The following is a 26,258-nucleotide window of genomic DNA, read 5'->3' on the forward strand; positions in this document are numbered from 1 at the left end:
CACCTGGGCCGTCACGCATCGGGGTTGCTGGAATAATTCAGGACGAACAGCCCCACCTCGACGCCAGAGCGCTGGACTCACCCTCATTCTCCTGAGCGGGGCGCGCTGACCAACCGCGCCTCCCGCGGCATCCGAAACGCGTACCCGCCGGCCACCAGCAGGAATGCCGCGGCGAGCGCGAACGCGGCGGTGAACGAGACCACCTGGGCCAGCCACCCGGCGACCAGCGGCCCGAGAATGGCACCGAAGTCGGACGCCATCGAGAACACCGCCACCGGTCGGCCTCCCCCGCCGCCGGCCGCATCACCGACGGATGCCGCTGGCGCGGTTCCGAGGAACGCTGACGCGACCCCGTAGACGCACATCAACAGGGTGAGCACCCAGACGTTCGGCGCGAATGCGACGGCGAGGATCGCCCCGGCGGCCACGACACTGGCGCCGATGATCGCGGGCTTCCGGCCGATTGTGTCGACGAACGTACCGGCCGGCGCAAGGGCCAGGGTCTGCGCCACTGCCGCGCACGCGAATGCGATTCCGGTCCACGACGCCGGGTCGTGCATCACCTCGACGACCAGCACCGGCACCAGCGCGCCACGCACCCCGAGCGACGTCCAGCCCTGGGCGAAGTTCGCCAGGCACGCCGCGCGGAACCGGGGATCCCTGATCACGAGACGGAATGGTGTCGGCGGGGTGCTCGCCCCGGTCCCGGCTGACTGCCGCACCCTCGGCCCCAGGAGCACCACGCCGACAGTGCCGGCCACCGCCAGCGTGCCGGCGTAGAAGAAGAACGGCGCCGTGAGCGAGATCGCCGCAAGCACCCCGCCCAGCGCCGGGCCGGCCATGCCGCCGATCAGGAACCCGCCCTGGTAGAAGCCCACCGCGCGGCCGCGGCTGGCTGAGGTGGTGGATCCCAGGAGCAGCGTCATGGCCGCCACCGAGAACATCGCCGAGCCGATACCACCAGCGCCTCGGAGCAGGAGAACCTCGGGATAGGTGTGGGCCAGTCCGACCAGCGCACTCGAGATCGCTACGATGCCGATGCCCGCCGAGAGCACCGCCCGTTCGCCGGCCCAGTCGATCAGGCGGCCGCAGAACGGGCTGAACACGAACCGCATCAGCGCGAAAGCCGACAGCACCGCCCCGACCTCGAGGTAGCCGACGCCGAAGGTGCGCACATATACCGGCAGGACCGGGACCACCACACCGAAGCCCACCATGACGAAGAAGGCGATCACGCCGAGCACGACGACGTCGCGGGAGAGCGCGGGCCGGGCGGGATGGGGGCTGCGGCTCACCCGTTCAGCGTAATCGCGAATCCAACCCGGTGCCGGATGCCGCGAGATCCTGGCGCGCCTCCGCAGCAAGGCTTTCCTGGTGTCGACCGGAATCCAGACCAAGGTGGTGGAGATCCTGATGTCGGCGATTTCGGTGCGAGCGTTGCTGGCCGGGAAGATCGTCGGCGACACCGTGATGGCGTTCGCGCAGATCGTGGCGATCGGCATCCTGGTCTCGCTCGGAATGGCGGTCACCGGCCAGCGAGCGCTACTGGGCGACGTCGGTGCGTCGATCGCATGGTTCGCCGTGTTCCTCCTCTTCGGATTCGTGCTGCTCGCCGCGCCCTACGCTGCCACCGCATCGATGGTGTCCCGGCAGGAGGATGTCGGCTCCGTCACGGCGGCGGTGTTCCTCGGCGCCGCCGCCTGGTGGGAACCCGTGGTGTCGCTGGTGATCCTGCTAGCTGCCACGCTTCTGGTGACCCTGCTCGGCTCCCGCATCTACTCGAACTCGCTGCTGCGGATGGGAGCCTGCGTGAGCTTCCGCGATGCGATCCACGGCTGACCGCGATCGGTGCAGTGAGAGAATCGACGGGTGACCCAACTCCACGACCTTGCATCCCGCGGCTTCGCCTCCGACAACTACTCCGGCATCCACCCCGAGATCCTCGACGCCATCGTCCGGGCCAACGGCGCCCACCAGGTCGCGTACGGCGAGGACCTCTACACCGCCCGCCTCCAGGAGGTATTCGCCTCCCACTTCGGCGACGGCATCGAGGCGTTCCCGGTGTTCAACGGCACCGGCGCGAACGTCATCGGCCTGCAGTCGATGCTGCCCCGCTGGGGGGCGGTCGTCGCCACGTCCACCGCGCACATCCACACCGACGAGGGCGGTGCCCCGGAACGGGTGGGCGGTTTCAAGCTGCTCCCCGTCGCCACACCGGACGGCAAGCTCACCCCGGAGCTGATCGACCAGGAAGCCTGGGGCTGGGGCGACGAGCACCGGGCCCAACCGCTCGTGGCGTCGATCACGCAGACCACGGAACTCGGTACCGCCTACACGGTCGACGAGGTGGCCGCAATCGCGGACCACGTGCACGCCCGCGGGATGACCCTGCACATGGACGGCGCCCGCATCTCCAACGCGGCGGCCAGCCTGGGGGTGCCGCTGCGTGCGTTCACCCGCGACGCCGGTGTCGACGTGCTGAGCTTCGGCGGCACCAAGAACGGCCTGATGCTCGGCGAATGCGTGCTGGTGCTGAACCCGGGGTCCTCAGAGGGCCTCACCTACCTGCGCAAGCTGAACATGCAGCTGTCGTCGAAGATGCGCTTCATCTCGGCCCAGTTCATCGCTCTCCTCGAGGGTGACCTGTGGCTGCGGAACGCGAGCCACGCCAACGCCATGGCCGCCCGGCTGCGCAGCGCCCTCGAGGACGCGATCGCGGCCGGCACGATCACCGGGCTGTCGTTCAGCCAGCCCACCCAGTCCAACGCGATCTTCGCGGTGCTGCCGCCCGGTGTCGCCGACCGCCTGCGCGAGAGCTTCCGTTTCTACGACTGGAATCCGGCCACCGGTGAGGTGCGGTGGATGTGCGGTTTCGACACCACCGAGGAAGACATCGATGCCTTCGTGGCTGCGGTCATCCGTGAACTGGGCGCCTGAGACCGGTCGGCGCGCCCTCAACGGCTGGTCGCGCCCGCCACGGCGCTAGCCTGCCGCCGTTTCGGTAGCGTGGAGTCGTGAAGGGAGGCACTCATGAGCGACTTTGACGGCAAACCGTGGCTTGCCCACTACGCACCGGGCGTGCCGCACACCATCGCCCTGCCCACCGAGTCCCTGGTGGATATGATCGAGGCCGCGACCAAGCGCTACCACTCCGCCGTCGCCCTGGACTTCTTCGGCGCTCCGACCACATACGCCGACTTGGGCGACCAGGTCCTGCGGGCCGCTGAGGGGCTGCGCAAACTGGGCGTGAAGCCCGGCGACCGGGTGGCCATCGTGCTTCCGAACTGCCCACAGCACATCGTGGCGTTCTACGCGATCCTCCGCCTCGGTGCCATCGCGGTTCTGCACAATCCGCTCTACACCCCGCGTGAGCTCCGGCACCAGTTCGAGGATCACGGCGCCCGGGTCGCGATCGTGTGGGACAGGGTGCACGCCACCGTGCGCGACTTCCCCGCCGACGTCCGAGTGGATGCCGTGGTCACCGTCGACATCACCCGGGCGATGCCGCTCGGCAAGCGCATCGCGCTGCGTCTCCCGGTCGCCGCTGCCCGCACTGCGCGGGCTTCCCTCACCGTGGCGCGGGGGCTGAAGGGCGGCGTAGCCTGGGAGACGCTGGTCGGCGGCCGGAGGCTCAGGGCCAGGCACCCCCGCCCCGAGATCGACGACACCGCGGTACTGCAGTACACGAGCGGCACGACCGGCAGCCCGAAGGGCGCGATCCTCAGCCATTACAACCTGCGGGCGAACTGCGTGCAGGGCGAAGCCTGGGTGCCGGGCCTCACCCGTGGCCACGAAGTGTTCTACGGGGTGTTGCCCATGTTCCACGCCTACGGCCTCACCCTGTGCCTCAGTTTCGCGATGAGCATCGGAGCGCGGCTGGTGCTGTTCCCCAAGTTCGACGAGAGGCTGGTGCTGGATGCCGCGCGCCGGATTCCGCCGACCTTTCTTCCCGCGGTTCCCCCGATCTATGACCGACTGGTCCGCGCCGCCGCGGCCCGCCGGGTGAGCCTCCGCAGCATCCGCTTCGCGATCTCGGGGGCGATGAACCTGCCGGTTGCCACGGTAGAGCGCTGGGAGGAGGCCACCGGGGGGCTGCTCGTCGAGGGCTACGGCATGACCGAGACCTCACCGATCGCCGCCGGCAACCCGATCGGACCGACGCGCCGCCCCGGCACCGTCGGCGTGCCGTTCCCGAGCACGGACATCCGGGTCGTCGACCCGGGCGACACGTCGATCGAGCGTGGCATCGACGAAGAGGGCGAGCTGCTGGTGCGCGGCCCACAGGTGTTCTCCGGCTACTGGAAGCGACCCGACGAGACCGCGCAGGTGCTGCTCGAGGACGGTTGGCTGCGCACCGGCGACATCGTGCGGGTGTCAGCGGATGGTTTCATCACCATCGTCGACCGCCTCAAGGAGCTCATCGTCACGGGTGGGTTCAATGTGGCGCCGTCCGAGGTCGAGGAGGTCCTGATCGCCCACCCGGACGTGGCGGAGGCGGCTGTGGTCGGACTCGCCAGCGCTGCGGGAGGGGAAGACGTCACAGCGGCGGTGGTGCTGCGAGAGGGCGCGTCGCTCGATGCGGAAGCACTCCGTACCTACTGCCGTTCACACCTGGCCGCGTACAAGGTGCCACGGCGGGTGGTTGCCATGGATGACCTCCCCAAGTCCCTGATCGGCAAGGTGATGCGCAGGCAGGTGCGCGACCGGCTCACCGGCTGACCTCTCCGGTGGGGAGATACCCGCCGCGCAAATATGCGTGCACATGGAATAGTGGGGGCTCCGGTGCGTTGACACCGATGGGCCAGCGGCGTCCCGTCACCATGATCCGAACGGGAAAGACCACGACCCCATGACTTTGATTACCGATACCCTCAGCCGCGCCGCGGACACCGACGCTCCACTCATTCCGATCCTGGCCGAGCGTTGGAGCCCGCGCGGGTTCGACCGCACCGCGGTCATTGACGAGGCGACCCTGACCACCGTGCTCGAAGCGGCCCGGTGGTCGCCCTCCGGCAGCAACGGCCAGCCGTCGCGCTACATCATCGCCCGCCGTGGTTCGGCGAGCTTCACGAAGATCCACGACGCGATGATCGGCTTCAACCAGGCCTGGGCAGACTCCGCATCCGTCTTGATCGCCAATGTCGCGGTACTCCCGCTCCCGGGCGAGCGCGAGAACCCCTGGGCACGTTACGACCTCGGCCAGGCTGTCGCGCACCTGTCGATCCAGGCGCAGCACGAGGGCCTGCACACCCACCAGATGGGTGGCTTCGACGCGGCAGAGATCGCCACGGCGTTCCAGCTGCCGGATAACTACTCGGTGGTGTCGGTCACCGCGCTCGGTGTGCTCGCCGACGTGGAATCGCTTTCCACCGAGCTGCTTGAACGGGAATCAGCGCCGCGCACCCGCAAGCCGCTCGACGAGCTGGTGCTCGTCAACGACTAAGCCCGAGCGGCGTTACGGCCGCAGCAGCACCTTGATCGCGCGGCGCTCGTCCATGGCGGCGTAGGCGTCGGCCACGCCGGCCAGGGGCAGCTCCAGGTCGAACACGCGCCCGGGGTCGATGGCCCCGGAGAGCACCTCAGGCAACAGCTCCTCGATGTAGCCGCGCACCGGTGCGACACCGCCGTTCACTCCCACATTGCGGTTGAACAGCGGGCGTACCGGAAGCTCAGGGCCGCCGTTCGGCACGCCGACGTAGCCGACCATGCCGCCGGGCCGGGTGGAGCGGATGGCCTGGTCCATCGACTCCTTGGTGCCGACGCACTCGAGGACGCAGTCAGCCCCGATCCCGTCGAACAGCTCCAGGACCCGGTCGACGCCGGCGTCCCCGCGCTCTTCCACGATGTCCGTCGCGCCGAATTCCCGGGCGAGAACCTGCCGGTCGGCGTGCCGCGACATCGCGACGATGCGGGAGGCGCCCAGCCGCTTGCTGGCCAGGACCGCGCATAGGCCCACCGCACCGTCGCCGACCACGACGACGGTGCTTCCGGCAGTCACGCCGGCCGAGACTGCCGCGTGGTGCCCGGTTCCCATCACGTCGGCGAGGGTCAGCAGGCTCGGTACCAGTGCATCGTCCGGCTGGCCGGGGGTGGCAACCAGGGTCCCGTCGGCGTGCGGCACCCGCACGCGTTCGCCCTGGGCGCCGTCTGCGAACCCGCCGAGGGTGTCGTCCGAGCCCCACCAGCCACCGTGCAGGCACGAGGTGGTCACGCCGTTACGGCAGTTGACGCAGGTGTTGTCGCAGTCGTAGAACGGCGCGATGACGAAGTCGCCCACGCTGATCCGGGCCACGTTCTGGCCCACCTCTTCAACCACCCCGACGAATTCGTGTCCGATCCGGTGCGGATGCGTGGTCGGCGCGATTCCGCGATACGGCCAGAGGTCCGAACCGCACACGCAGGCGGCGACCACACGAACGATGGCGTCGCCACCGGTGCTGAGGGTCGGGTCCGGTACTTCTTCCAAGCGGATGTCACGTTCTCCGTAAATCACTGTTGCACGCATGGTTCGACCCTATGCCTGATCGGCATTCCTCTTCGGCGCCGCTTCGGATTCGGTCCGATCCCGTCCCTCACATTCATTCGAACGGGGGCACTATGGAGGCATGGGCGACGACGGCCACGAGATCATCGAACGACCACTGGTGCTGGTATTGATGGGCGTGTCCGGCTGCGGCAAAACGACCGTGGCCGAAATCCTCACCGACCGATTGGGCTGGGCCTACGAAGAAGGCGACACGCTGCACCCGAAGGCCAATGTCGAGAAGATGGCCTCCGGGCATCCGCTGGACGATGCCGACCGGGCTCCGTGGCTGGAGAAGGTGGCCGACTGGATCGAGAGCCGGCAGGACGCCGGCGAGAACGGCGTGATCACCTGCTCCGCCTTGAAACGGGCCTACCGCGAGGTGCTGAACCGGCGCGGATCCGGTGTCGAATTCGTCTACCTCGCCGGCGACAAGGCACTCATCGCCAATCGGCTCGCCTCCCGGAAGGGCCACTTCATGCCGACCGGGCTGCTCGACAGCCAGTTTGACGCACTGCAGGAGCCTGACGCAGACGAGCCGGCGGTTCGGGTGGACATCACCCCGGCTCCTCGCGTCATCGCACAGAACATCCTCGACAAGCTGGGCCTCGACGACCCGGCGGAACGGAACGCGCCATGAACGTCCTCGAACACCTTTCCGCGGGCCTCACGCGGCTGGCTCCGCACGCAGCCACGAATCCTGTTGACGAGCCGTGGAGCGGCCACGATACCCAGGTCCTGATCGTCGCCGTCATCGGAATCGCCATCGTCGTCGTCCTGATCGTTGCACTTAAGCTGCACGCCTTCCTCGCGCTCACCATCGGCGCCCTGTTCGTCGGGATCGCGTCGGGAGTCGCGCTCGACAAGGTGACGGCGTCGTTCGAGGCCGGCGTCGGCGGGGTACTGGGTTACGTCGGGATTTTGATCGCCCTCGGTGCGATGCTCGGCAAATTGCTCGCTGACTCCGGCGGGGCGGACATCGTGGTCAACACGCTGCTGCGCGGGCGTCCCGCCACCCTTCCCTGGAAGATGGCCTTGATCGCGGGGATCATCGGCATCCCGATGTTCTTCGAGATCGGCCTGGTGCTGCTGATTCCCGTGGTCATGCTGGCCGTGCGCCGCTCGAAGGGCCCCGCGATGCTGCTTGGCATCCCGGCCCTGGCCGGCCTGTCGGTGCTTCACGGCTTCGTTCCGCCGCACCCGGGGCCGCTCGCCGCGATCGGGATCCTGCATGCCAACGTCGGAATCACCCTGGCACTGGGCCTGGTGATCGCCATCCCCACCGTTGTGATCGCCGGCCCGTTGTTCGGTCGGCTCGCCGCACGCTGGGTGCCGGTCGGCGCGGGCGGGACCGCCCTGGCCGTCAGCAGCGGAGGACGCGACGGTGACGACGATCGGGGCGGGCGCGGTCCCGGCGGCAACGCGAACGGCACCAGCACCCGCACCCGCGCGAGCACCCAGGCCCGCACCGAACTCGCGGGCACGGCGCAGGACCCGGATGCGAAGCGCAGCCCCACGTTCGCCGTCACCCTCGTGACCATCCTCTCGCCGCTGGTCTTGATGTTGATCAAGGCCGCCGCGGACATCTGGCTGGACCCGAAAGCCCCGCTGCGGCCGTTCCTCGACTTCATCGGTGACCCGGTGTTCGCTCTCCTGTTCGCCGTGCTGCTGGCCATGGTGACGTTCGGCACCACCGTCGGATTCTCGGCCAGCGTGCTCACCAAGAAGATCGGGCAGTCCCTCGCTCCCATCGCCGGAATCGTCTTCATCGTCGGCGCCGGCGGCGGTTTCAAGCAGGTACTCGTCGACGGCGGCACCGGAACGGCGATCGCCAAGATCGCGGTGGCGGCGAGCCTGTCCGCCCTGCTGCTGGGCTGGATCGTCGCCGTCCTGATCCGCCTCGCCACCGGATCGGCGACGGTCGCCACCGTCACCGCGGCCGGAATCGTCGCCCCGGTGGCAGCCGGTCTCCCGCCCACCCAGCTGGCGCTCGTTGTGCTCGCGGTCGGGGCCGGTTCGCTGTTCTTCTCCCACGTGAACGACGCCGGCTTCTGGCTGGTGAAGGAGTATTTCGGCCTCACCGTCGGGCAGACCATCAAGACCTGGTCGGTGATGGAGACAGTGATCTCCGTGGTCGGCGTGCTGTTCGTGCTGCTGCTGTCGCTGTTCCTCTAGGCCGGATGCCCGGGAGCAATGGTCCTGGCCTGCTGGTAGGTCAGGACTCGGCGGGTATCCGTGCGTGGCCGATTCGAGATCTGCACAGGTGCCAGGAGAAAGCCGACATGGTCGCCGAGCGGAACCTGCGTGAGCACGGTGCCGATCATCCAACCCGCGCTGTCTGACAGCAACGGCAGTCCCTGCGGTCCGGGTTCCCAGCGACACCGCGAGAATTTGTCGATCTGATCGCCGGTGGTCCCCCCGAACAGTTCGGCGAGATCACGGTGCCCCGCGTCGAGCAGGTGCACGGCCAGCGTCTCGGCCTGTCGTGCCAGTTCGTACGTGCGGTTCGCCGTGGAGAGGCAGACCAGAAGCCGCGGCGGATTGATGCTGGCCTGCGTCGCGAAGCCGACCAGGCATCCGTCGCTCCGCCCGCCATGGTGCACCGTGACCACGAAGACCGGGTAGTCGACGCCCTCCAGCCAGGTGTCCAGGTCGGCGGTTGACGGTCCGCTCATGGCGTCTCCTTCTGGTCCGGGTTCGCCACGAACGGGCGGGCTGACTCGACGATCCGCTGCAGGCTCACGGCTGCGGTGACAGCAACGGAAACGGATGACGGCCGTCCGTCGGCGCGCCGGTCGAGTGCCCGGCTCAAGTCGTCCAGTGCCCTCTCCGCCGTCCCGAGCTGGTCGGGTGAGTCTTCGCTTTCGACCGGGCTGGCGACCAGGTCCGCCACGGCGATGATGGCCGCGGGGAGTTCGTGCTGCATCTCCGGCGCCGCCTGCTGGTTCCCGGCCGGCCCGCCCCGACGCTGGTCGTCCTCGTGGTGGCCGAGCGGCTCGAAGGCGCCGAGGACATCCGTCAGGTCACGCACGTAGAACAGGGAGCGCTCCAGCGCCCGCAGCCGCCGGTAGTTCTCGTCACTCTGGCCCTGGGTCCGGCGCCCGCGCGGGTTCCCCCGCCGACTCTCGTCGGCTTGCGACACCGCCCCGCGCACATCGACACTGGTGTCCTCAAGCGCGGTGACGTCGGCCACCCAGTCGCGTTCGCTCTCGGGTTCCGCGCGCAGTGCCGATGCGAGGTCACGGAGGTGGTCGGCGACCTTGTCCCGCAGCTGATTCAGTTGCACCTCCGCCCGCTGCAGGTAGAGCGGCGGCGCGATGAGCACCGTCACCAATACCCCGACCACCACTCCCAGCACCATGTGAACCAGGTAGTTGATCGAATAATCGTCGGCGTTGACGCCCCCGATCAGGAGCACGAACAGACCGGTGATGGGCACCCAGTTGCGGCCTTCACCCAGGAACCGCACCCCCGCGAGCAGCACACCGACACCCACCACGATGGCGATGCCGACCACCCGCGGCACCTCGAGGCCGAGCGTCAGGAACGCGATCCCGGCCCCCAGCGCGAGTCCCACCAGCGCCTGCACGCCGGTCCGCGCCGAGCGTACGAGCGTCGGGTACATGCTGACGACCGCGCCGAGGGGTGCGTAGTAGGAGTAGTCGGCGTTGGCCAACGGAATGAGCGGCGCCAGGAACCAGGCCAGGCTCGCCGCGAAAGCCGTCTTCGCAGCGAGCAGAACCCGTGGTTGCGCGCCAACGCTGCGCGCCCAGGCGGTGAGTCTCATGCCGGACACCTTGCGGCCCGCGCGGCCGGTCAGACCTCGTCCAGTACCGGTGCCGTCGCGTCGACCGTGAGTCCCTCGCCGTCGGCCGCGAGGCCAACCAGGACGGTGGCGCCGTCGCGCACGCTGCCGTCGAGGATCGCCGTGGCCAGTTTGTCGTCGATCTGCTGCTGCATCAGCCGGCGGAGCGGCCGTGCGCCGTAGTTGGGGTCGTAACCGCGCTCGGCCAGCCAGCGCCGGGCGTCGGGAGTGACCGCCAACTGGAGCCGCCGGTCACCGAGCCGGGTCTGCAGCCGGTCGATGTAGAGCTCGACGATCTGGCCGAGGTCGTCGGTCGAGAGCGGCGAGAACACCACGATGTCGTCCAGCCGGTTGACGAACTCCGGCTTGAACGCCTGCCGGACCAGCTGCTGCACGGCTTCCTCCTTCTCGGCCTGGCTCAGTGTCGAGTCGATCAGGAAGTGGGATCCGAGGTTGGAGGTGAGCACCAGGATCGTGTTGCGGAAGTCCACCGTGCGCCCTTGGCCGTCGGTCAGCCGTCCGTCATCAAGCACCTGGAGCAGCACATCAAACACCTCAGGGTGCGCCTTCTCGACCTCGTCGAACAGGACCACGGAATACGGCCGGCGTCGCACCGCCTCGGTCAACTGCCCGCCCTGCTCATAACCGATGTAGCCTGGAGGGGCCCCGACGAGGCGGGACACGGAGAATTTCTCGCCGTACTCGCTCATGTCGATCCGGATCATCGCTTTCTCGTCGTCGAACAGGAACTCGGCGAGCGCCTTGGCCAGCTCGGTCTTGCCGACACCTGTCGGCCCGAGGAACATGAAGGAACCGGTGGGCCGGCCAGGATCAGAGATCCCGGCCCGACTGCGGCGCACCGCGTCGGCGACGGCGCGCACTGCCGGCTTCTGGCCGATGAGCCGGTGAGCCAGTTCGGCTTCCAGGTGCAGCAGCTTCTCCGTCTCGCCCTGCAGCAGGCGCCCCACCGGGATTCCGGTCCAGGCGGCGACGACGGCGGCGATGTCCTCGGCCTTGACCTGGTCGTTGACCATCCGCTCCTCCTCCGGCGCTTCTTCGGCGCGTTCGGCGGCTTCGATCTCCCGCTGGATCGGCGGGATCACCTCGTATTCGAGGCGTGACACCTCCTGGTAGTCGGCTTCCCTCATGGCGCGGTCACGTCGCATCCGCAACTCGTCGAGTTGCTTCTTGAGCTCTCCGACGCGGTTGAGCGACCCGCGTTCCCGGTCCCAACGCTCCTGCAGTTCGGCCAGGGTCTCCTCACGCTCGGCGAGCACCTCCCGAAGCTTCGCCAGCCGCTCCTTCGACGCGTCGTCCTTCTCCTTTTTCAGGGCGAGCTCTTCGATTCGCAACCGTTCGACGCCGCGGCGCAGCTCGTCGATCTCGACCGGGGCGGAGTCGATCTCCATCCGCAGCCGGCTGGCGGCCTCGTCGATCAGGTCGATCGCCTTGTCGGGCAGCTGGCGGGCGGTGATGTAGCGGTTGGAGAGGGATGCCGCGGCCACCAGCGCAGAGTCGGCGATCGACACCTTGTGGTGAGCCTCGTAACGCTCCTTGAGCCCGCGCAGGATGGCGACGGTGTCCTCGACCGAGGGCTCGCCGACGAACACCTGCTGGAACCGCCGCTCCAGGGCGGCGTCCTTCTCGATGAACTCGCGGTATTCGTTGAGCGTCGTGGCGCCGATCAGCCGCAACTCACCACGGGCCAGCATCGGCTTGAGCATATTGGAGGCGGCAACGGAACCTTCACCGCCGCCGGCGCCCATCAGGGTGTGCAGCTCGTCGACGAAGGTGATGATCTGGCCCTCGGCGTCGTTGATCTCCTTGAGCACGGCCTTGAGGCGTTCTTCGAATTCGCCACGGTACTTCGCGCCGGCGACCAGGGCGGCCAGGTCGAGCGACACCAGCTGCTTGCCCTTCAGCGACTCCGCCACGTCCCCGGCGACGATGCGCTGGGCCAGACCCTCCACGACCGCGGTCTTTCCCACCCCTGGCTCGCCGATCAGCACCGGATTGTTCTTGGTGCGCCGGGTCAATACCTGGCTGACCCGCCGGATCTCGGCGTCGCGGCCGATGACGGGGTCGAGTTTGCCGCTCTTGGCGATCTCGGTGAGGTTGATGCCGTACTGCTCGAGAGCGCTCTTGGCCTCGTCCTGCGGCGGCTGCTGGCCAGCTTGCATAGGGTTTCCTCCAAAGTTGAGCCGTGGTGACTCAATTTTACGCAGCGAGGTCCGAAACAGCAACCGACCCCCGCAAGTCGCGGGGGTCGGTTGTGGTCGTGCGTGAGAGCGGTGCTACTTCGTGAGCGGCTCCAGGTTGGGGTCGTTGGCGTAGGATTCCGCTGCGTTCTCCTTCGTGACCAGCTGCGGGGGCAGCAGGAACGTGGGAACGACCTTGACACCGTTGTTGTAGTCGGTGCTGTTGGTCTCGATTTTCTTGCCGGCGGCCAGGTCCTTCACCATCTGGATCGACTGCTCGACGAGCTTGCGCGTGTCCTTGTTGATGGTGGAGTACTGCTCACCGGCCATGATCGACTTGACCGACTCGGCCTCGGAGTCCTGGCCGGTCACGACCGGGATGGGCTTACCGGCCGCCTTGACGGAGGTGATGATGGCGCGCGCGAGGGTGTCGTTCGGCGAAAGCACGCCGTTCAACTCCGCCGAGGTGTAGTTACCGGCCAGCAGGGTGTCCATCCGGGTCTGCGCATTCTGGGCCAGCCAGCCGGCGGTCGCCGTCTGCTTGATGTCGGTCTGGCCTGAGACCACCTTCACGGTGCCGTCGTCGATCTTCGGCTTCAGGACCTTCATCGCGCCGTTGAAGAACACCGGCGCGTTCGCGTCGTCGGACGACCCGGAGAAGAGCTCGATGTTGTATGTCTTCGCGTCGGGGAACTTGGCCTTCATGCCGTCCAGGAGCGCCTGCCCCTGCAGTTCACCGACCTTCTCGTTGTCGTACGCGACGTAGTAATCGACGTCCTTGGTGTTGAGGATCAACCGGTCATAGGCGATGACGGTGGCGCCACCGTCGTGCGCCGTCTTCACCTGCGAGGAGAGCTGGCCACCATCCTTGGCTCCGATGATGATCACCTTCGCGCCCTTGGTGACCATCGAGCCGATCTGGTTCTGCTGGTCGGCGACGGTGTTGGTCGCGGCGGCGTACTGGACGTCAGCCGTGTATCCGGCCTTCTTCAGTCCGTCTTCGAAGAGCTTGCCCGCCAGAACCCAGTTCTCACTGGTCTTGTCGGGAAGGGCAACGCCGATGACCGAACCTGACTTGAAGCCGGCCGCAGCCTCGGTGGAGCCGCCGGTCGATCCGCCACGGGCGGAGCAGCCCGACAGGGCCATCAATGCCACGCCGGCGACGGCCAGGGTCGCGAGTGCTTTCTTTCTCATGGGATGTAGTTCCTATCGTTTCTGTGGTGCGGGGGACCTGGATACGGCTGCGTTCCAGGGGCTTGGGAGAGAATCACCGGTTCGGCGTGGTGGACTGCGGCCGGGCTGACTCCTCCGCGCGATCGGTGGGTGCCACCGTCGGGCGATCGATCGGTTCGGCCGCTCCACGGTTACGGTTGAACCGTCCGATCAGCGACGGCCGGCCTTGCTTCTTGCTGTAGACGTCGATGCCGACGGCGACCAGCAAGACCAGGCCCTTGATGATCTGCACCCGGTCGACTCCGACACCGAGCAGTTGCAGGCCGTTGTTCAGGACGGCGATGACAAGACCACCGACGATGGACCCGACGATGGTTCCGATACCGCCGGCGACCGCGGCGCCACCGATGAAGACAGCGGCGATCGCATCGAGTTCCCAGCCGACGCCGTCACCGGGCCCGGAAGCCACCGAACGCGCCACGGCGAGCATTCCGGCGACGGCGGCGAGGACCGACATGTTCAACATCACGAAGAAGTTGACCCGACGGATGTTCACGCCCGACAGTTCCGCTGCGTGCCAGTTACCGCCGACCGCGTAGATGTGGCGGCCGAGCGTCGTGCTCTTGGTGACGAACGAGTACACCAGCACGAGAACACCGAGGATGATGCCGGAGACCGGGAAGCTGGTGCCGACTCGGCCGCTCGCAAACAGGATGGTCGCGTAGATGACGATGGCATCGAGGATCACGACTTTCACAACGCTCACCCAGAGAGGGGCCTTCTCCGACCCCATCTCGGTTTGGGTGCGCCGCTCCCGCCATTCGCCGTAGATGACCGCGACGGCGATGATGAGCCCCAGGATCAGGGTCGGGTTACTGAATCCGAAGTCGGGCCCGAAGTCGGGCAGGTAGCCACCGCCGATGAAGGTGTAGGCGTCCGGTACCGGCACCGTGGCGGAGTTGCCGAAGAACTGGTTGCCGCCGCGGAAAATGAGCATGCCGGCCAGCGTGACGATGAAGGCCGGCACGCCGACGTACGCGACCCAGAAGCCCTGCCAGGCGCCGATCAGCACCCCGATGACGATGCCGAGCAGGATGGCGACCGGCCAGGGGAAGTGCCAGCTGTTCATCGACGTCGCGACGATGATGCCGGTGAAAGCGGCCACCGATCCCACCGAGAGGTCGATGTGGCCGGCGATGATCACCATGACCATGCCGATCGCGAGGATCAGCACGTAGGCGTTCTGGTTGATCAGGTTGATCAGGTTCCCGGGGTCGAGGGTCAGCCCCCCCGTCAGCACCTGGAAGAGCAGGATGATGACGACCAGGGCACCCAGGATGCCGACCTGGCGACCGCTCGACTGGCCACCACCGAACATCTTGCCCAGATCATGGAAGAAGCCCCGGGATTCCTTTTTTTCGGTCACTGCAGTCATGGTTGGCCAACTTTCCTCTTAGCGGAGGTCATGCTTCGCATTACTGACTCCGGATCTGCCTGGTCGATCGGAATGTCGTTCGTGATGGCGCCCTCGAAGATCGTGTAGATCCGGTCTGACACACCCAACAGCTCCGGCAGCTCGGAGGAGATCATGATGATCCCTTTGCCCTGCGCGGCAAGGTCGCGGATGATTCCGTAGATCTCCGACTTCGCCCCGACGTCGATGCCGCGCGTGGGCTCGTCCAGGATCAGCAGGTCGGGGTCGGTGAACATCCACTTGGCCAGCACCACCTTCTGCTGGTTGCCGCCGGAGAGGGTGTTGACGCCGTCGTCGACCGTCGGAGTCTTGATCCGGAGGCTCTTCCGGTAGGCCTCCGCGGCGTGGTGCTCCTTGACCACGTCAACGACAGAGGCGGTCGAGATCTTGGAGAGCTTCGCCGACACCACCGACCGCTTGATGTCGTCGAGCAGGTTCAGGCCCAGGGCCTTCCGGTCCTCGCTCACGTACGCAAGACCGTGGTCGATGGCGTCGTTCACGTTCCGCACCTGTATCTCCTTGCCGTCCTTGAAGATCTGGCCGGAGATGTAGTTGCCGTACGACCGGCCGAAGATGCTCATCGCGAGCTCGGTCCGGCCCGCCCCCATCAGCCCCGCGAAGCCGACGACTTCGCCTCGCCGCACCGTGAAGCTCGAGTTCTTGACCACGAGGCGCTCCGCGACGAGCGGATGCTGGACCGTCCAGTTCTTCACCTCGAAGAACACGTCGCCGATCACGGATTCCCGTTCGTGGAACCGGTTCTCGAGGGTGCGGCCGACCATGCCGCGGATGATCCGATCCTCATTGACGCCATCCGCTTTGACGTCGAGCGTCTCAATCGACTTGCCGTCACGGATGATGGTGATCGAGTCGGCGACCTGCTCGATCTCGTTGAGTTTGTGCGAGATCATGATCGAGCTGACTCCCCTGCCCTTGAGGCCGCGGATCAGGTCGAGCAGGTGCTGGGAATCGTTCTCATTCAACGCGGCCGTCGGCTCATCGAGGATGAGCAGCTTGACCGACTTGTTGAGCGCCTTGGCGATCTCGACGAGCTGCTGCTTTCCCACGCCGATGTTCTTGATCGCCGTGTCAGGGTCGTCGCGGAGACCCACCCGCGCCAACAGCTCGATGGCCCGTTTCTTGGCCGACACCCAGTCGATCGCGCCGAATTTCATCGGCTCATTGCCCAGGAAGATGTTCTCGGTGATTGAGAGTTCCGGGATCAGGGCCAGTTCCTGGTGGATGATCACGATTCCCGCGTGCTCACTGGACCTGATGTCCTTGAACCGGGATTCACTGCCCTGGAAGATGATGTCGCCCTGGTATGTGCCGTAGGGGTACACACCGGAGAGCACCTTCATCAGCGTCGACTTCCCGGCGCCGTTCTCCCCGCAGATCGCGTGGATCTCGTCCGCCCGCACCTGCAGCGAGACGTTGTCGAGCGCTTTGACGCCCGGGAACTCCTTCGTGATGGATCGCATCTCGAGGATTACTGGTTGATTGGACAACGTCTGACTACCTTGTCTCGTCGGGGGCCACCGGCCCGGTAATGAATTCAACCCTGTCGGCGGCATTGTCGTCAAACGGTGAACGCAGCGAGGCGGTAACAACTGGGTAACGACTCGGTAACGAGGGGCATCCGTCGTACGGGGTGCAGATGAGGTCCAGCCCGATGTCAGGCGGGCGTGAGGCTCCTGTCGTCAACGGATCCGCGTGCGGCTCCGTGCAACCGCGGTTGCCGCAAGACCAGCGCCGCAGCACCGAGGGCTTCGGCCCGGTCACCCAGGGACGACATGGCGAGGGTCGTCGATTCGCCGACGACGGGCACGGCGTGCCGCAGCAGGCCCCGGGAGATCGGGGCGAGGAGAAGGTCGCCGAGCCCCGCGAGCGGGCCGCCGACGACGATGACCTCCGGGTTGATGAGGTTCGCCACGCCGGCGAGGGTGCGTCCGATGGCGACGCCGGCGTCCTCGAGTACCCGGAGAGTGGCCGAATCACCGTTCAGCGCATTCCGGACGATGTCCGCGGTTGTGACCCGGGATTTCTTTCCCCGGCTGAGCAGGTCCATCATCACCGAGGTCGAGGCAACGGTCTCCAGGCATCCGCGGTTGCCGCAATGGCAGACCAGGCCGTGATCGATGGCCGTTCCGTGGCCGATCTCCCCGGTTACCCCGAAGAAGCCGCGGTAGCCCCGCCCATTGAGGATCAGACCCGCCCCGATTCCGGTGCCGATCTTGACGAACACCAGCTGGTTGACGCGGTGGTGCGGCCCCCAGGTGACCTCGGCCAGGGCGCCGAGGTTGGCATCGTTGTCGAACAACACCGGGAAATGCAACCGGTCCTCGAGGCTGCGCAGGTCGATCCCCACCCACTCCGGCAGAATGGCGCCCTGCACCACAGTACCGTCGCGGCCGTCGATCGGACCCGGGATACCCACCCCGATTCCGATCACCGCGGCGGGCTGCACCTGGGCTCTCACCAGCAACTCGCCCAGCAGGGTCGAGGCCCGGTCGATGCCCTCCTCCGCCCGGTGGCCGAGGGGAAGCTCAACGAATTCTTCGGCGATGACCGTGTAGCCGACGGTGGCCAGGACGATGCGCAGGTGCCGGCGGCCGAAATCGATGCCGACGGCGATCGCTCCGTTGTCGGCCAGCCGCACCGACGACGCGCGTCGTCCAGAACTCGTGGTCGGCGCGACGTCCACCAGTTTCGCGGCCACGAGCAGCTTCACGATGTTCGACACGGTCGCCGTCGACAGCCCGGTGTGGCGGGAGAGTTCGGCCTGGGTGGACGGTCCCGTCCCGCGGAGCACGTCAATGATGCGCTGCTGGTTGAGCTGGCGCAGGGCGCTTTGGGAGCCAGGATTACGCGCTGTCGTCGGCGGCTTCGGTGCGGATGGCATTTGGCAGCAACCCTAGCAGCTTGTGGTCACCTAGTTAACGCAACGATTGGGTAACGCCGGCAGTTCCGCGCCCGCGCCGGTGCCGGTCAGCGGCGGGTGGACACGGTCACGGTGAACTTCGGGTTACGGCCCACCTGGCGGGTCGGGCCCACCGTACGGCTGAGCGCGGATCGGTAGCCGAGGTGCGTGTTCCACACCGTCCACAGCTCCCCATCGGGGCCCAGCACGCGGGCGGCGTCCTCGAACAGCTTGAGGGCGATCCCGGCGTGCACCGACGACCCGATGTGGAAGGGCGGGTTGAGCAGGATCAACTCGGCCGAGGCGTCGGGCTGCGCGGAGAGGGCGTCGTCTCGCAGCATGCTGACCCGATCGGCGACCCCGTTCGCTTCTTGCGTCGCCCGGGCCGAGGCAACCGCCGCAGCCGACTGGTCGGTCGCGATCACCCGGATGTCGGGCCGGCGCATGGCGAGTGCGGCCGCGAGCACTCCGGTGCCGCAGCCGAGATCGATGGCGGATGCGGCGTCCGGCTTCATCCGGTCCAGGAATCCCAGCAGATACCGGGTGCCGATATCGAGGGTCGTTCCGGCGAATGCTGCGCCGTGCGCGCAGACCCAGAGGCCGAGGTCGTCGTGGAACTGGCGGCGAGGCCAGGCGGCATCCGCTGCGGGGGCGTTCGCCGCGGTCAGGGGCCTCGACGCGATCAGCACCCGCGACTTCTGCCGGGCGCGTGACACCTGCAGGTCACCGAAGTACCGGCCGAGGACCTCGTTCATGGCGGTGGTCATGTGCTTGATCCGCCCGCCGGCGAACACCCGCACGTCCGGCGACGCGAAGGCGGCGATGCTGCCGGCCAGTTCGTCCATGGCGGCCAGGCTGCGCGGAAGCTGCAGGAGCACCACCCGCGCACCGGTGAGGAGGTCGGGACCGAGGTCCGCCGACCGGTAGACGCCGGTGAGCCCGGCATCCGCTGCGTTCGCGGACAACGCTCGTTCACCGGAGAGGGCGTCCTGGTGCACCCGGATGCCGCGGGCGCCGTGCAACGCGGCGGCGCCGAGGGTGAGTGCGCCGTAGTGATCCTCGAGCACGACGACATCCCCGGGGCCGGCTGCAGCGAGGGCGTCGCCGGCCTGGTCGAGGATGAGCCGGTCACTGGCGTCGACAGCGTGCAGGTTCTCGGCCTCGACGTCCGGGCGACGTCGCAGCTGCCCAAAGTCGAATTCCCTCACCCGCTCACGCTACCCGCTCCCCCCACCCAGCTCGCCGAAAACGCACTCGTTGGGGTTATCCGGGCGTTATAGACCCAACAACTGCGGGTTCGCGGAGGAAGGTTAGTGGTCGAGGGGGCGCCAGATGACGACCTGGTTGGAGCGGCGGATGCGCGTGCCGGCCCGCATCGAGACCACGTCACCCTCAGAGCCGGCCGCGAAGACGCGACGGCCGGGGCGGTTGAGCAGTTCGTCGGCGAGCGCCGTCTCGAGCTCCGCGACCCGGCCGCGGAGGCCAGCCACCGCGTCCTCGAGGTCGAGGATACGTCGGATGCCTTCCAGGCTCACGCCTTCAGCGCTCAGCTGGGCGACCTCCCGCAGCCGCGACACGTCGCGAACCGAGTAACGGCGGGACTTCCCGGCGGTGCGCCCGGGACGCACCAGGCCGAGCCGGTCGTACTGCCGCAGCGTCTGCGGGTGCATCCCGGCCAGCTCGGCCGCCATCGAGATGACGAACACCGGCGAATCCTCGTCCATGACTACCCCCTGGCCCGCGCAAGCAGGTCGCTCCGCGGGTTCTCCTTCGGCAGTGCGGCCTCGAATTCGTGCAACTTCTCCTCGGCCTCCTTCGACAGGTGCGACGGAACCGCCACCTGGACCTCGGCGAGCAAGTCGCCGGTGCCCTTCGGAGTCACAACACCGCGCCCCTTGACCCGCAGCACCCGACCGCTCGGCGTACCCGGCGCTACACGCAACTTCACCGGTTCGCCGCCGAGGGTCGGCACCTCGATCGTCGCCCCGAGTGTCGCCTCGGTGAAGGTGACCGGAACGTTCACGCGCAGGTTCAACCCGTCACGCTCGAACACGGGGTGCCGCCGCACCGACACGGTGAGAACGATGTCGCCCGTCTCGCCGCCGTCCGGACTCGGCTGGCCCTTGCCGCGCAGCTTGATCTTCTGCCCGTCGGCGACGCCGGCCGGGATCTTCACCTTGATCGGGCGACCGTCCTGCGTCTGCAGGGTGATGGTGTCGCCCTTGGTGGCGGTGAGGAAGTCGATCGTGGCCGACGCCACCACATCCCGGCCGCGGGTCGGTCCGCCGTACCCGCGGAAGCCGCCGCTCGAAGTGCCGAAGCCCCCCTGGCCGCCCTGTCCGCCGAACATGCCCCCCAGGATGTCGTCGAAGCCGCCCTGTTGGAAGGTGTAGCTCTGCTGGCGCCCGCCGCCACCGAACATTCCGCCGAAGACGTCTTCAAAGCCGCCGGCCTGCCCACCGCCACCGCCGGGGGCGGTGAAGCGTGCTCCACCGCCCATCGCGCGGATGGCGTCGTACTCTTTGCGTTGTTCGGGGTCGGCGAGCACGGAGTGCGCCTCGCTGATCTCCTTGAACTTCGCTTCCGCGGCAGCGTCCCCCGGGTTGGAATCGGGGTGGTACTTGCGCGCGAGTTTTCGATAGACCTTCTTCAGGTCCGCCGGCGTGACGTCTTTCGAGACGCCGAGAACCTTGTAGAAGTCCTTATCGAACCAGTCCTGGCTAGCCATCGCTGGGTACCCGAACCACGACCTTTGCCGCCCGGAGAAGCGTCGAGCCGAGGCGGTACCCGGTCTCGATGACGTCAGCGACGGTTTCGGAATCGGCCTCGGGGCTGGGCTGCTGGAAGATTGCCTCGTGGACCTCGGGGTCGAAGGGTTCGCCGACGGTCCCGAACGGGCTCAGCCCGAGACGCTCAACGGATGCGCGCAGTTTGGCCGCGATCGTCGCGAACGCCGATTCTCCCTCCAGGTCACCGTGCTTCTCGGCACGGTCGAGGTCGTCGAGCACGGGAAGCAGCCCGTTGACGACGCTGCCGACAACCCGTTCACGCTCGACTTCGCGGTTGGATTCCGTGCGCTTGCGGTAGTTCGCATACTCCGCCGTCACCCGCTTGAGGTCGGCGAGGTGCTCGTCACTCGGCTCGGCGACCTCGCGGTCCGCCGCGTCCAGGATGTCCTGCACCGTCAGTTCGTCTTCCTCGATCCCGTCGGCCGACGCTTCGCCGGCCGAGGCGCCGTCCACCGGGGCTGCCGCGCCCGGTGCCGAGACGGCGTCCGATGCGGACGTCGCCTGCGGCTGGTCGACAGAATCGTCCGACGGGCCGTTCACGGGCTCGCCGTCATGGCGCTTCTCGTCTGTCATATCGTCGCCTACTTCCCGGTCCCTGGGCCTGTCGAGGGGTCTTCGTCGTCGACAACCTCGGCGTCGACAACGTCTTCGTCGGAGTTGCCGGCGTCAGCGGGCTGCTCTGCACCGGAGTCGGTGGCCGAGCCTGCCGCGGCATCCGCCTGGCTCGAGGCGTAGATGGCCTCGCCCAGTTTGCCCTGGCTCTCGTTCAGCTTGTCGAACGCGGTCTTGACGGCCGCGTCGTCGTCACCGGCGAGGGCCGACTTCAGCGCGTCGACATCGCCCTGCACGTCGTTCTTGACGTCCTCGGGGAGCTTGTCGGCGTTGTCCTTGATCAGCTTGTCGATCGAGTAGGCGAGCTGCTCGGCGGTGTTGCGGGTCTCGGCAGCCTCACGGCGACGCTTGTCTTCCGCCGCGTGCTCTTCGCCCTCGCGCACCATCCGCTCGATGTCTTCCTTGGCCAGCGAGGATCCACCGGTGATGGTCATCGACTGTTCCTTGCCGGTGCCCTTGTCCTTGGCGGACACGTGCACGATGCCGTTGGCGTCGATGTCGAAGGTGACCTCGACCTGCGGAACCCCACGCGGTGCGGGGGCGATCCCGGTCAGTTCGAAGGTGCCCAGGTTCTTGTTGTCGCGGGTGAACTCACGTTCGCCCTGGAAGACCTGGATCGCGACGGACGGCTGGTTGTCGTCAGCGGTGGTGAAGGTCTCGCTGCGCTTCGTCGGGATGGCCGTGTTGCGCTCGATGAGCTTGGTCATGATGCCGCCCTTGGTCTCGATGCCGAGCGACAGCGGGGTGACGTCGATGAGCAGGACGTCCTTGCGCTCGCCCTTCAGCACACCGGCCTGGAGGGCGGCGCCCACGGCGACGACCTCGTCCGGGTTGACGCCCTTGTTGGGCTCCTGGCCGCCGGTCTCGAGCTTCACCAGGTCGGAGACGGCGGGCATACGGGTGGAGCCGCCGACGAGCACGACGTGCGCGATGTCCTCGACCTTGATGCCGGCCTCACGGATGACGTCCTGGAACGGCTTCTTGGTCCGGTCGAGCAGGTCCTGCGTCATCTGCTCGAACTGGGCCCGGGTGAGGGTCTCGTCGAGGTTCGCAGGGCCGTTCTCGGTCAGGGACAGGTAGGGAAGCTGGATGCTCGTCGACATCGAGCTCGAGAGTTCCTTCTTGGCCTGCTCGGCGGCTTCCTTGAGGCGCTGCTTGGCGATCTTGTCGTTGGAGACGTCGACGCCGGTGGTCTCCTTGAACTTCTTGATCAGGTGGTCGACGATCCGCTGGTCCCAGTCGTCGCCGCCGAGGCGGTTGTCGCCGGCGGTGGAGCGCACCTGGATGGTGGAGAAATCGTCGTCCTTGCCCACTTCGAGCAGGGACACGTCGAAGGTTCCGCCACCGAGGTCGAAGACCAGGATGAGTTCGTCTTCCTTGCCCTTGTCGAGGCCGTAGGCGAGGGCGGCGGCGGTCGGCTCGTTGATGATGCGCAGCACGTTGAGGCCCGCGATCTCGCCGGCTTCCTTGGTGGCCTGGCGTTCCGCGTCGTTGAAGTAGGCGGGAACGGTGACGACGGCATCCGTCACGGTGTCACCCAGGTACGACTCGGCGTCGCGCTTCAGCTTCGCCAGGATCCGGGCAGAGATCTCCTGTGGGGTGTACTTCTTGTTGTCGATCGCGACGTTCCAGTCGGTGCCCATGTGACGCTTGACGCTCGAAATGGTGCGGTCGACGTTGGTGACGGCCTGGCGCTTGGCGGTCTCACCGACGAGGACTTCGCCGTCTTTGGTGAATGCGACGACGGACGGCGTGGTGCGAAGGCCTTCGGCGTTCGCGATGACGGTGGGTTCTCCACCTTCGAGGACGGCCACCACCGAGTTTGTGGTTCCGAGGTCGATTCCTACGGCACGTGACATATGTGCGCTCTCCTTCAAAGTGAATGGTGCCCAGCCCGATCACACGGACTTGAGCGTTGCAGACTCAAGTGTGACGCGGAACGAAACGACTGTCAAGCGAGTCACCTGAAAGTTGAGTGTGAATGACTCAAGTTTGGGTCCGTGGGTGGGCCGTCTGATTCGCGGTCCGCCTCCGCCAGGCGACCGCCAGCCCTCCCGCAAGCACTCCCGCCCTCGCGTTTCCGGCCGTCAACCCCTCAAACCACTCATTTCCCTGACGAGCCCCGGAGCGTACTATTCCGGTTAAAGGGCGCAGTGGGCGGCATTTCGCCGCCGCGGCGCCGGGCAACTCAGGGACACGGCGAAAGGAAGAACGCAATGAGCACCACGAGTTCGGCCAGAGGCAAAATGACGTCCAGCACCGTTCAGAAGGCCGCTCTAACCGTCGGGATTGTTTTCCTGGTTGTCGGCGTCTTGGGGTTCGTCCCGGGTATCACCAGCAACTACGGGACCATGATGTTCGCCGGGCACGACTCGGACGCCCTCCTGTTGGGAGTGTTCCAGGTCTCCATCCTGCACAACATCGTCCACCTGCTTTTCGGAGTGGCGGGCGTCGCGTTGGCGCGCAGCTACTCGGGTGCGCGCAACTTCCTCATCTGGGGCGGAGTGATCTACCTCGTCCTGTGGCTGTACGGGCTCTTCATCGGACCCGAGTCGACGGCCAACTTCGTACCGCTGAACAGTGCAGACAACTGGCTGCACCTCATCCTCGGCATCGGCATGATCGCCTTGGGGTTCCTCCTCAGCCGCAACCGCGCCCGCGCCGGCGACGCCCGGGCATGAACCCGCGCGGAAGGCCGCTGCACCTCGTGCCGCGGCCTTCCCCATTTGTTTCCCACCGGGCACTAGCCTGATCGCATGACCCACATCACCGACCGCGACAGCACGGATGCCGGCGGTCCTGGCGAGGCCTCCGCTGGAGCGACGGTACCCCGCAGCCGAGTCGTCGCATGGAGCCTCTGGGACTGGGGATCCGCTGCGTTCAACGCGGTTGTGACGACGTTCGTCTTCACCGTGTACATCACCGGATCGTCCTTCGGCGACAAGGACGTCGTCTCCGCCCAACTCGGCTGGGCGTTGGCCATCGCGGGGTTCCTGATCGCCGCGCTGGCACCGATCACCGGCCAGCGCTCCGACACGTCCGGGCGGCGCAAGTTCTGGTTGGGCGTGAACACCGCCATCGTGGTCGGCCTCACCGCCTGCATGTTCTTCGTGCAGGCCAGCCCCAGCTACCTGCTGCTCGGCCTGTTCCTGGTCGCCGCCGGCAATGTCTTCTTCGAATTCGCCAGCGTCAATTACAACGCGATGCTCGCGCAGGTGTCCACCCCTCGCACGATCGGCAAGGTCAGTGGCTTCGGCTGGGGCATGGGCTACATCGGCGGCATCGTGTTGCTCCTGATCGTGTATTTCGGTTTCATCAAGCCCGAGGTGGGCCTCTTCGGCGTCACCAGTGACAACGGACTCGCAGTGCGGGTCTCGATGCTGATCGCCGCCGCCTGGTTCGGCCTGTTCGCCATCCCGGTGCTTCTGAAAGTGCCGGAGTATCGCCTCCCCGCAGCGGCGCGGCGGGAGCGGGTGGGCTTCTTCAGGTCATACGTCGTGCTCGGGCACGATATCGCGCGGCTGTGGAAGACCAGCAGGCAGACCGTCTACTTCCTCATTGCGAGCGCAGTCTTCCGCGACGGCCTGGCCGGGGTGTTCACCTTCGGTGGTGTGCTCGCGGCATCCGTCTTCGGGTTTTCACCCGGGGACGTGATCATCTTCGCCATCGCGGCCAACGTCGTCGCCGGGATCGCGACGATCGGCGTCGGAGCGCTCGACGACCGCCTCGGGGCGAAACCGGTGATCGTGACCGCGTTGGTCGGCCTGGTGGTGTGCGCGCTCATCGTCTTCTTCCTGCATGACGGCGGGCAACTCGTGTTCTGGACGGCCGGGCTCGCCCTGTGCCTGTTTGTGGGGCCGGCCCAGTCCGCGAGCCGCACGTTCCTGGCCCGGCTGATCCCGGCCGGCCGCGAAGGCGAGGTGTTCGGCCTCTACGCCACAACCGGGCGCGCCGTGAGCTTCCTGGCGCCGACCGCGTTCGCCGTCTTCGTGACCATCTTCGGCGCCACCTACTGGGGCATTCTGGGCATCATGCTGGTTTTGCTGCTCGGCCTGCTGCTCCTGTTGCCGGTGAAGGCGAAGCAGGATCAAATCGCGTAGCCGGCATCCGCTCGTCAGCTGATGCGGGTGGCCTCATTGTGCTCGACCAGGGTCCAGGTGGCGCCCTCGTCGTCGGAGAGCCAGCCCTCCCAGGTGTAGCTGGCTGCGGTGATCGAGGTGAAGTTCCACCGGATCAGCTTGCTATCAGTCCGGGTGCCGTCCTGGCGGATCCCGTGCCGGTACGGTGTGGCGATCAACTGGCAGTATTCGTCGATCGCCGGCGCGAAGGAGCTGACCCGCCACACCCCGGCGTGGGGGTCGTAGACGCGCACCGCGGTGGCCACGGTCTTGAAACCCGACGGATGCGAGGCGCTCGCGACGACTTCGATGTCCTGCACCGCTCGTCCGTCGAGAATGAAGTCCACGATCCAGGTGAATTCACGCCCGACCCACTCGCCGGTGGCCTCATCGAGGCGGGAGCCCGTGGCCGCCCAGGACCCGACGAGTTGCCCGAACCGGTTCATCCGGCTGGGATAGTCCGGCGTCGGCCCGGACGCGACAAGCGCCTCGGCGAATCTAGGCGTCACTACTGCGGTCATGCCGCGATTTTACCGGCCGCACGTTGCCTGCGTGTTACGCGCTACGTCTTGTTGCCGGGTTGTGACACGGGTGGGCGTTGGATTGCCCGCTTCCGTGCTCGCTCCTGCCCTGCCTGGAGAGGGCA

At 67.1% G+C, this 26,258-nt stretch carries 23 protein-coding genes; 8 read left to right on the plus strand and 15 right to left on the minus strand.

The genetic code is table 11. The features are described from left to right. Positions 1-83: 83 nt before the first annotated feature. Positions 84-1,295 carry an MFS transporter gene (locus AB4Y94_RS06360; RefSeq protein ID WP_441726301.1) on the minus strand — a complete coding sequence of 404 codons (1,212 nt, stop codon included), beginning with the start codon at positions 1,293-1,295 and terminating at the stop codon, positions 84-86. 79 nt (positions 1,296-1,374) lie between these two features. On the opposite strand from AB4Y94_RS06360, the gene AB4Y94_RS06365 reads away from it, so the two are divergent. From AB4Y94_RS06365 to AB4Y94_RS06380, 4 genes are all read left to right on the plus strand, one after another. After that, positions 1,375-1,839: a hypothetical protein gene (locus tag AB4Y94_RS06365; protein ID WP_441726304.1), complete on the plus strand. Its 465-nt coding sequence runs from the start codon at positions 1,375-1,377 to the stop codon at positions 1,837-1,839. 30 nt (positions 1,840-1,869) lie between these two features. Then, on the plus strand, positions 1,870-2,937 hold the full coding sequence (locus AB4Y94_RS06370; protein WP_441726307.1) for a threonine aldolase family protein: 1,068 nt from the start codon (positions 1,870-1,872) through the stop codon (positions 2,935-2,937). A 93-nt stretch (positions 2,938-3,030) separates the two neighbouring features. Further along, positions 3,031-4,719, plus strand: coding sequence for a long-chain-fatty-acid--CoA ligase (locus AB4Y94_RS06375; protein ID WP_441726310.1), 1,689 nt, complete (start codon positions 3,031-3,033; stop codon positions 4,717-4,719). Between the two features lie 130 nt (positions 4,720-4,849). After that, positions 4,850-5,443, plus strand: a complete 594-nt coding sequence (locus AB4Y94_RS06380; protein ID WP_441726312.1) for a nitroreductase family protein — start codon at positions 4,850-4,852, stop codon at positions 5,441-5,443. A 12-nt stretch (positions 5,444-5,455) separates the two neighbouring features. On the opposite strand, the gene AB4Y94_RS06385 is transcribed toward AB4Y94_RS06380, so the two are convergent. Next, positions 5,456-6,505, minus strand: coding sequence for a zinc-dependent alcohol dehydrogenase family protein (locus AB4Y94_RS06385; RefSeq protein WP_441726315.1), 1,050 nt, complete (start codon positions 6,503-6,505; stop codon positions 5,456-5,458). A 100-nt stretch (positions 6,506-6,605) separates the two neighbouring features. Between AB4Y94_RS06385 and AB4Y94_RS06390 the strand changes: the two genes are divergently transcribed. Beyond that, positions 6,606-7,163 (plus strand): gluconokinase, encoded by a 558-nt coding sequence (locus AB4Y94_RS06390; RefSeq protein WP_441726318.1) that lies wholly within the window; start codon positions 6,606-6,608, stop codon positions 7,161-7,163. After that, positions 7,160-8,698, plus strand: coding sequence for a GntT/GntP/DsdX family permease (locus AB4Y94_RS06395; protein WP_441726321.1), 1,539 nt, complete (start codon positions 7,160-7,162; stop codon positions 8,696-8,698). Before AB4Y94_RS06390 ends, AB4Y94_RS06395 begins: the two co-directional genes overlap by 4 nt. Here the strand turns inward: AB4Y94_RS06395 and AB4Y94_RS06400 are convergent. The 12 genes from AB4Y94_RS06400 to dnaK form a co-directional block, all read right to left on the minus strand. Further along, positions 8,695-9,198 (minus strand): flavin reductase family protein, encoded by a 504-nt coding sequence (locus tag AB4Y94_RS06400; protein ID WP_441726323.1) that lies wholly within the window; start codon positions 9,196-9,198, stop codon positions 8,695-8,697. The two genes, AB4Y94_RS06395 and AB4Y94_RS06400, sit on opposite strands and share 4 nt — an antisense overlap. Then, entirely contained in the window at positions 9,195-10,310 is a 1,116-nt protein-coding gene (locus tag AB4Y94_RS06405; protein ID WP_441726326.1) for an FUSC family protein, read from the minus strand. The genes AB4Y94_RS06400 and AB4Y94_RS06405 overlap by 4 nt, the downstream gene beginning before the upstream one ends. A 29-nt stretch (positions 10,311-10,339) precedes the next feature. Then, entirely contained in the window at positions 10,340-12,508 is a 2,169-nt protein-coding gene (locus AB4Y94_RS06410; protein ID WP_441726328.1) for an ATP-dependent Clp protease ATP-binding subunit, read from the minus strand. A 114-nt stretch (positions 12,509-12,622) separates the two neighbouring features. Beyond that, entirely contained in the window at positions 12,623-13,720 is a 1,098-nt protein-coding gene (locus tag AB4Y94_RS06415; RefSeq protein WP_441726331.1) for a substrate-binding domain-containing protein, read from the minus strand. A gap of 73 nt (positions 13,721-13,793) precedes the next feature. After that, complete coding sequence (mmsB, locus tag AB4Y94_RS06420) at positions 13,794-15,134, minus strand: multiple monosaccharide ABC transporter permease (RefSeq protein ID WP_441726334.1); 1,341 nt, start codon at positions 15,132-15,134, stop codon at positions 13,794-13,796. After that, positions 15,131-16,654, minus strand: coding sequence for a multiple monosaccharide ABC transporter ATP-binding protein (gene mmsA / locus AB4Y94_RS06425; protein WP_441726337.1), 1,524 nt, complete (start codon positions 16,652-16,654; stop codon positions 15,131-15,133). The genes mmsB and mmsA overlap by 4 nt, the downstream gene beginning before the upstream one ends. Positions 16,655-16,848: 194 nt before the next feature. After that, on the minus strand, positions 16,849-18,075 hold the full coding sequence (locus AB4Y94_RS06430) for an ROK family transcriptional regulator (protein ID WP_441726340.1): 1,227 nt from the start codon (positions 18,073-18,075) through the stop codon (positions 16,849-16,851). A gap of 86 nt (positions 18,076-18,161) precedes the next feature. Beyond that, entirely contained in the window at positions 18,162-19,301 is a 1,140-nt protein-coding gene (locus tag AB4Y94_RS06435; RefSeq protein WP_441726343.1) for a class I SAM-dependent methyltransferase, read from the minus strand. 102 nt (positions 19,302-19,403) lie between these two features. Further along, complete coding sequence (locus tag AB4Y94_RS06440; protein ID WP_441726345.1) at positions 19,404-19,817, minus strand: heat shock protein transcriptional repressor HspR; 414 nt, start codon at positions 19,815-19,817, stop codon at positions 19,404-19,406. Positions 19,818-19,819: 2 nt separating this feature from the next. Continuing rightward, positions 19,820-20,821 (minus strand): DnaJ C-terminal domain-containing protein, encoded by a 1,002-nt coding sequence (locus AB4Y94_RS06445; protein ID WP_441726348.1) that lies wholly within the window; start codon positions 20,819-20,821, stop codon positions 19,820-19,822. Next, a complete protein-coding gene (locus tag AB4Y94_RS06450; RefSeq protein WP_441726351.1) occupies positions 20,814-21,455 on the minus strand; it encodes a nucleotide exchange factor GrpE in 642 nt (213 codons plus the stop codon). Before AB4Y94_RS06450 ends, AB4Y94_RS06445 begins: the two co-directional genes overlap by 8 nt. Before the next feature lie 8 nt (positions 21,456-21,463). Further along, positions 21,464-23,353, minus strand: coding sequence for a molecular chaperone DnaK (dnaK, locus tag AB4Y94_RS06455; protein WP_441726354.1), 1,890 nt, complete (start codon positions 23,351-23,353; stop codon positions 21,464-21,466). 357 nt (positions 23,354-23,710) lie between these two features. On the opposite strand from dnaK, the gene AB4Y94_RS06460 reads away from it, so the two are divergent. Next, entirely contained in the window at positions 23,711-24,175 is a 465-nt protein-coding gene (locus tag AB4Y94_RS06460) for a DUF4383 domain-containing protein (RefSeq protein ID WP_441726357.1), read from the plus strand. A 75-nt stretch (positions 24,176-24,250) separates the two neighbouring features. Then, positions 24,251-25,594 carry an MFS transporter gene (locus AB4Y94_RS06465; RefSeq protein ID WP_441726360.1) on the plus strand — a complete coding sequence of 448 codons (1,344 nt, stop codon included), beginning with the start codon at positions 24,251-24,253 and terminating at the stop codon, positions 25,592-25,594. A 14-nt stretch (positions 25,595-25,608) separates the two neighbouring features. Here AB4Y94_RS06465 and AB4Y94_RS06470 read toward each other — a convergent pair whose 3' ends face one another. Next, positions 25,609-26,133, minus strand: coding sequence for a hypothetical protein (locus AB4Y94_RS06470; protein WP_441726362.1), 525 nt, complete (start codon positions 26,131-26,133; stop codon positions 25,609-25,611). Positions 26,134-26,258 lie beyond the last annotated feature (125 nt).

Origin of the sequence: Glaciibacter sp. 2TAF33, assembly GCF_052114945.1 — a bacterium.
Lineage (GTDB): Bacteria > Actinomycetota > Actinomycetes > Actinomycetales > Microbacteriaceae > Cryobacterium.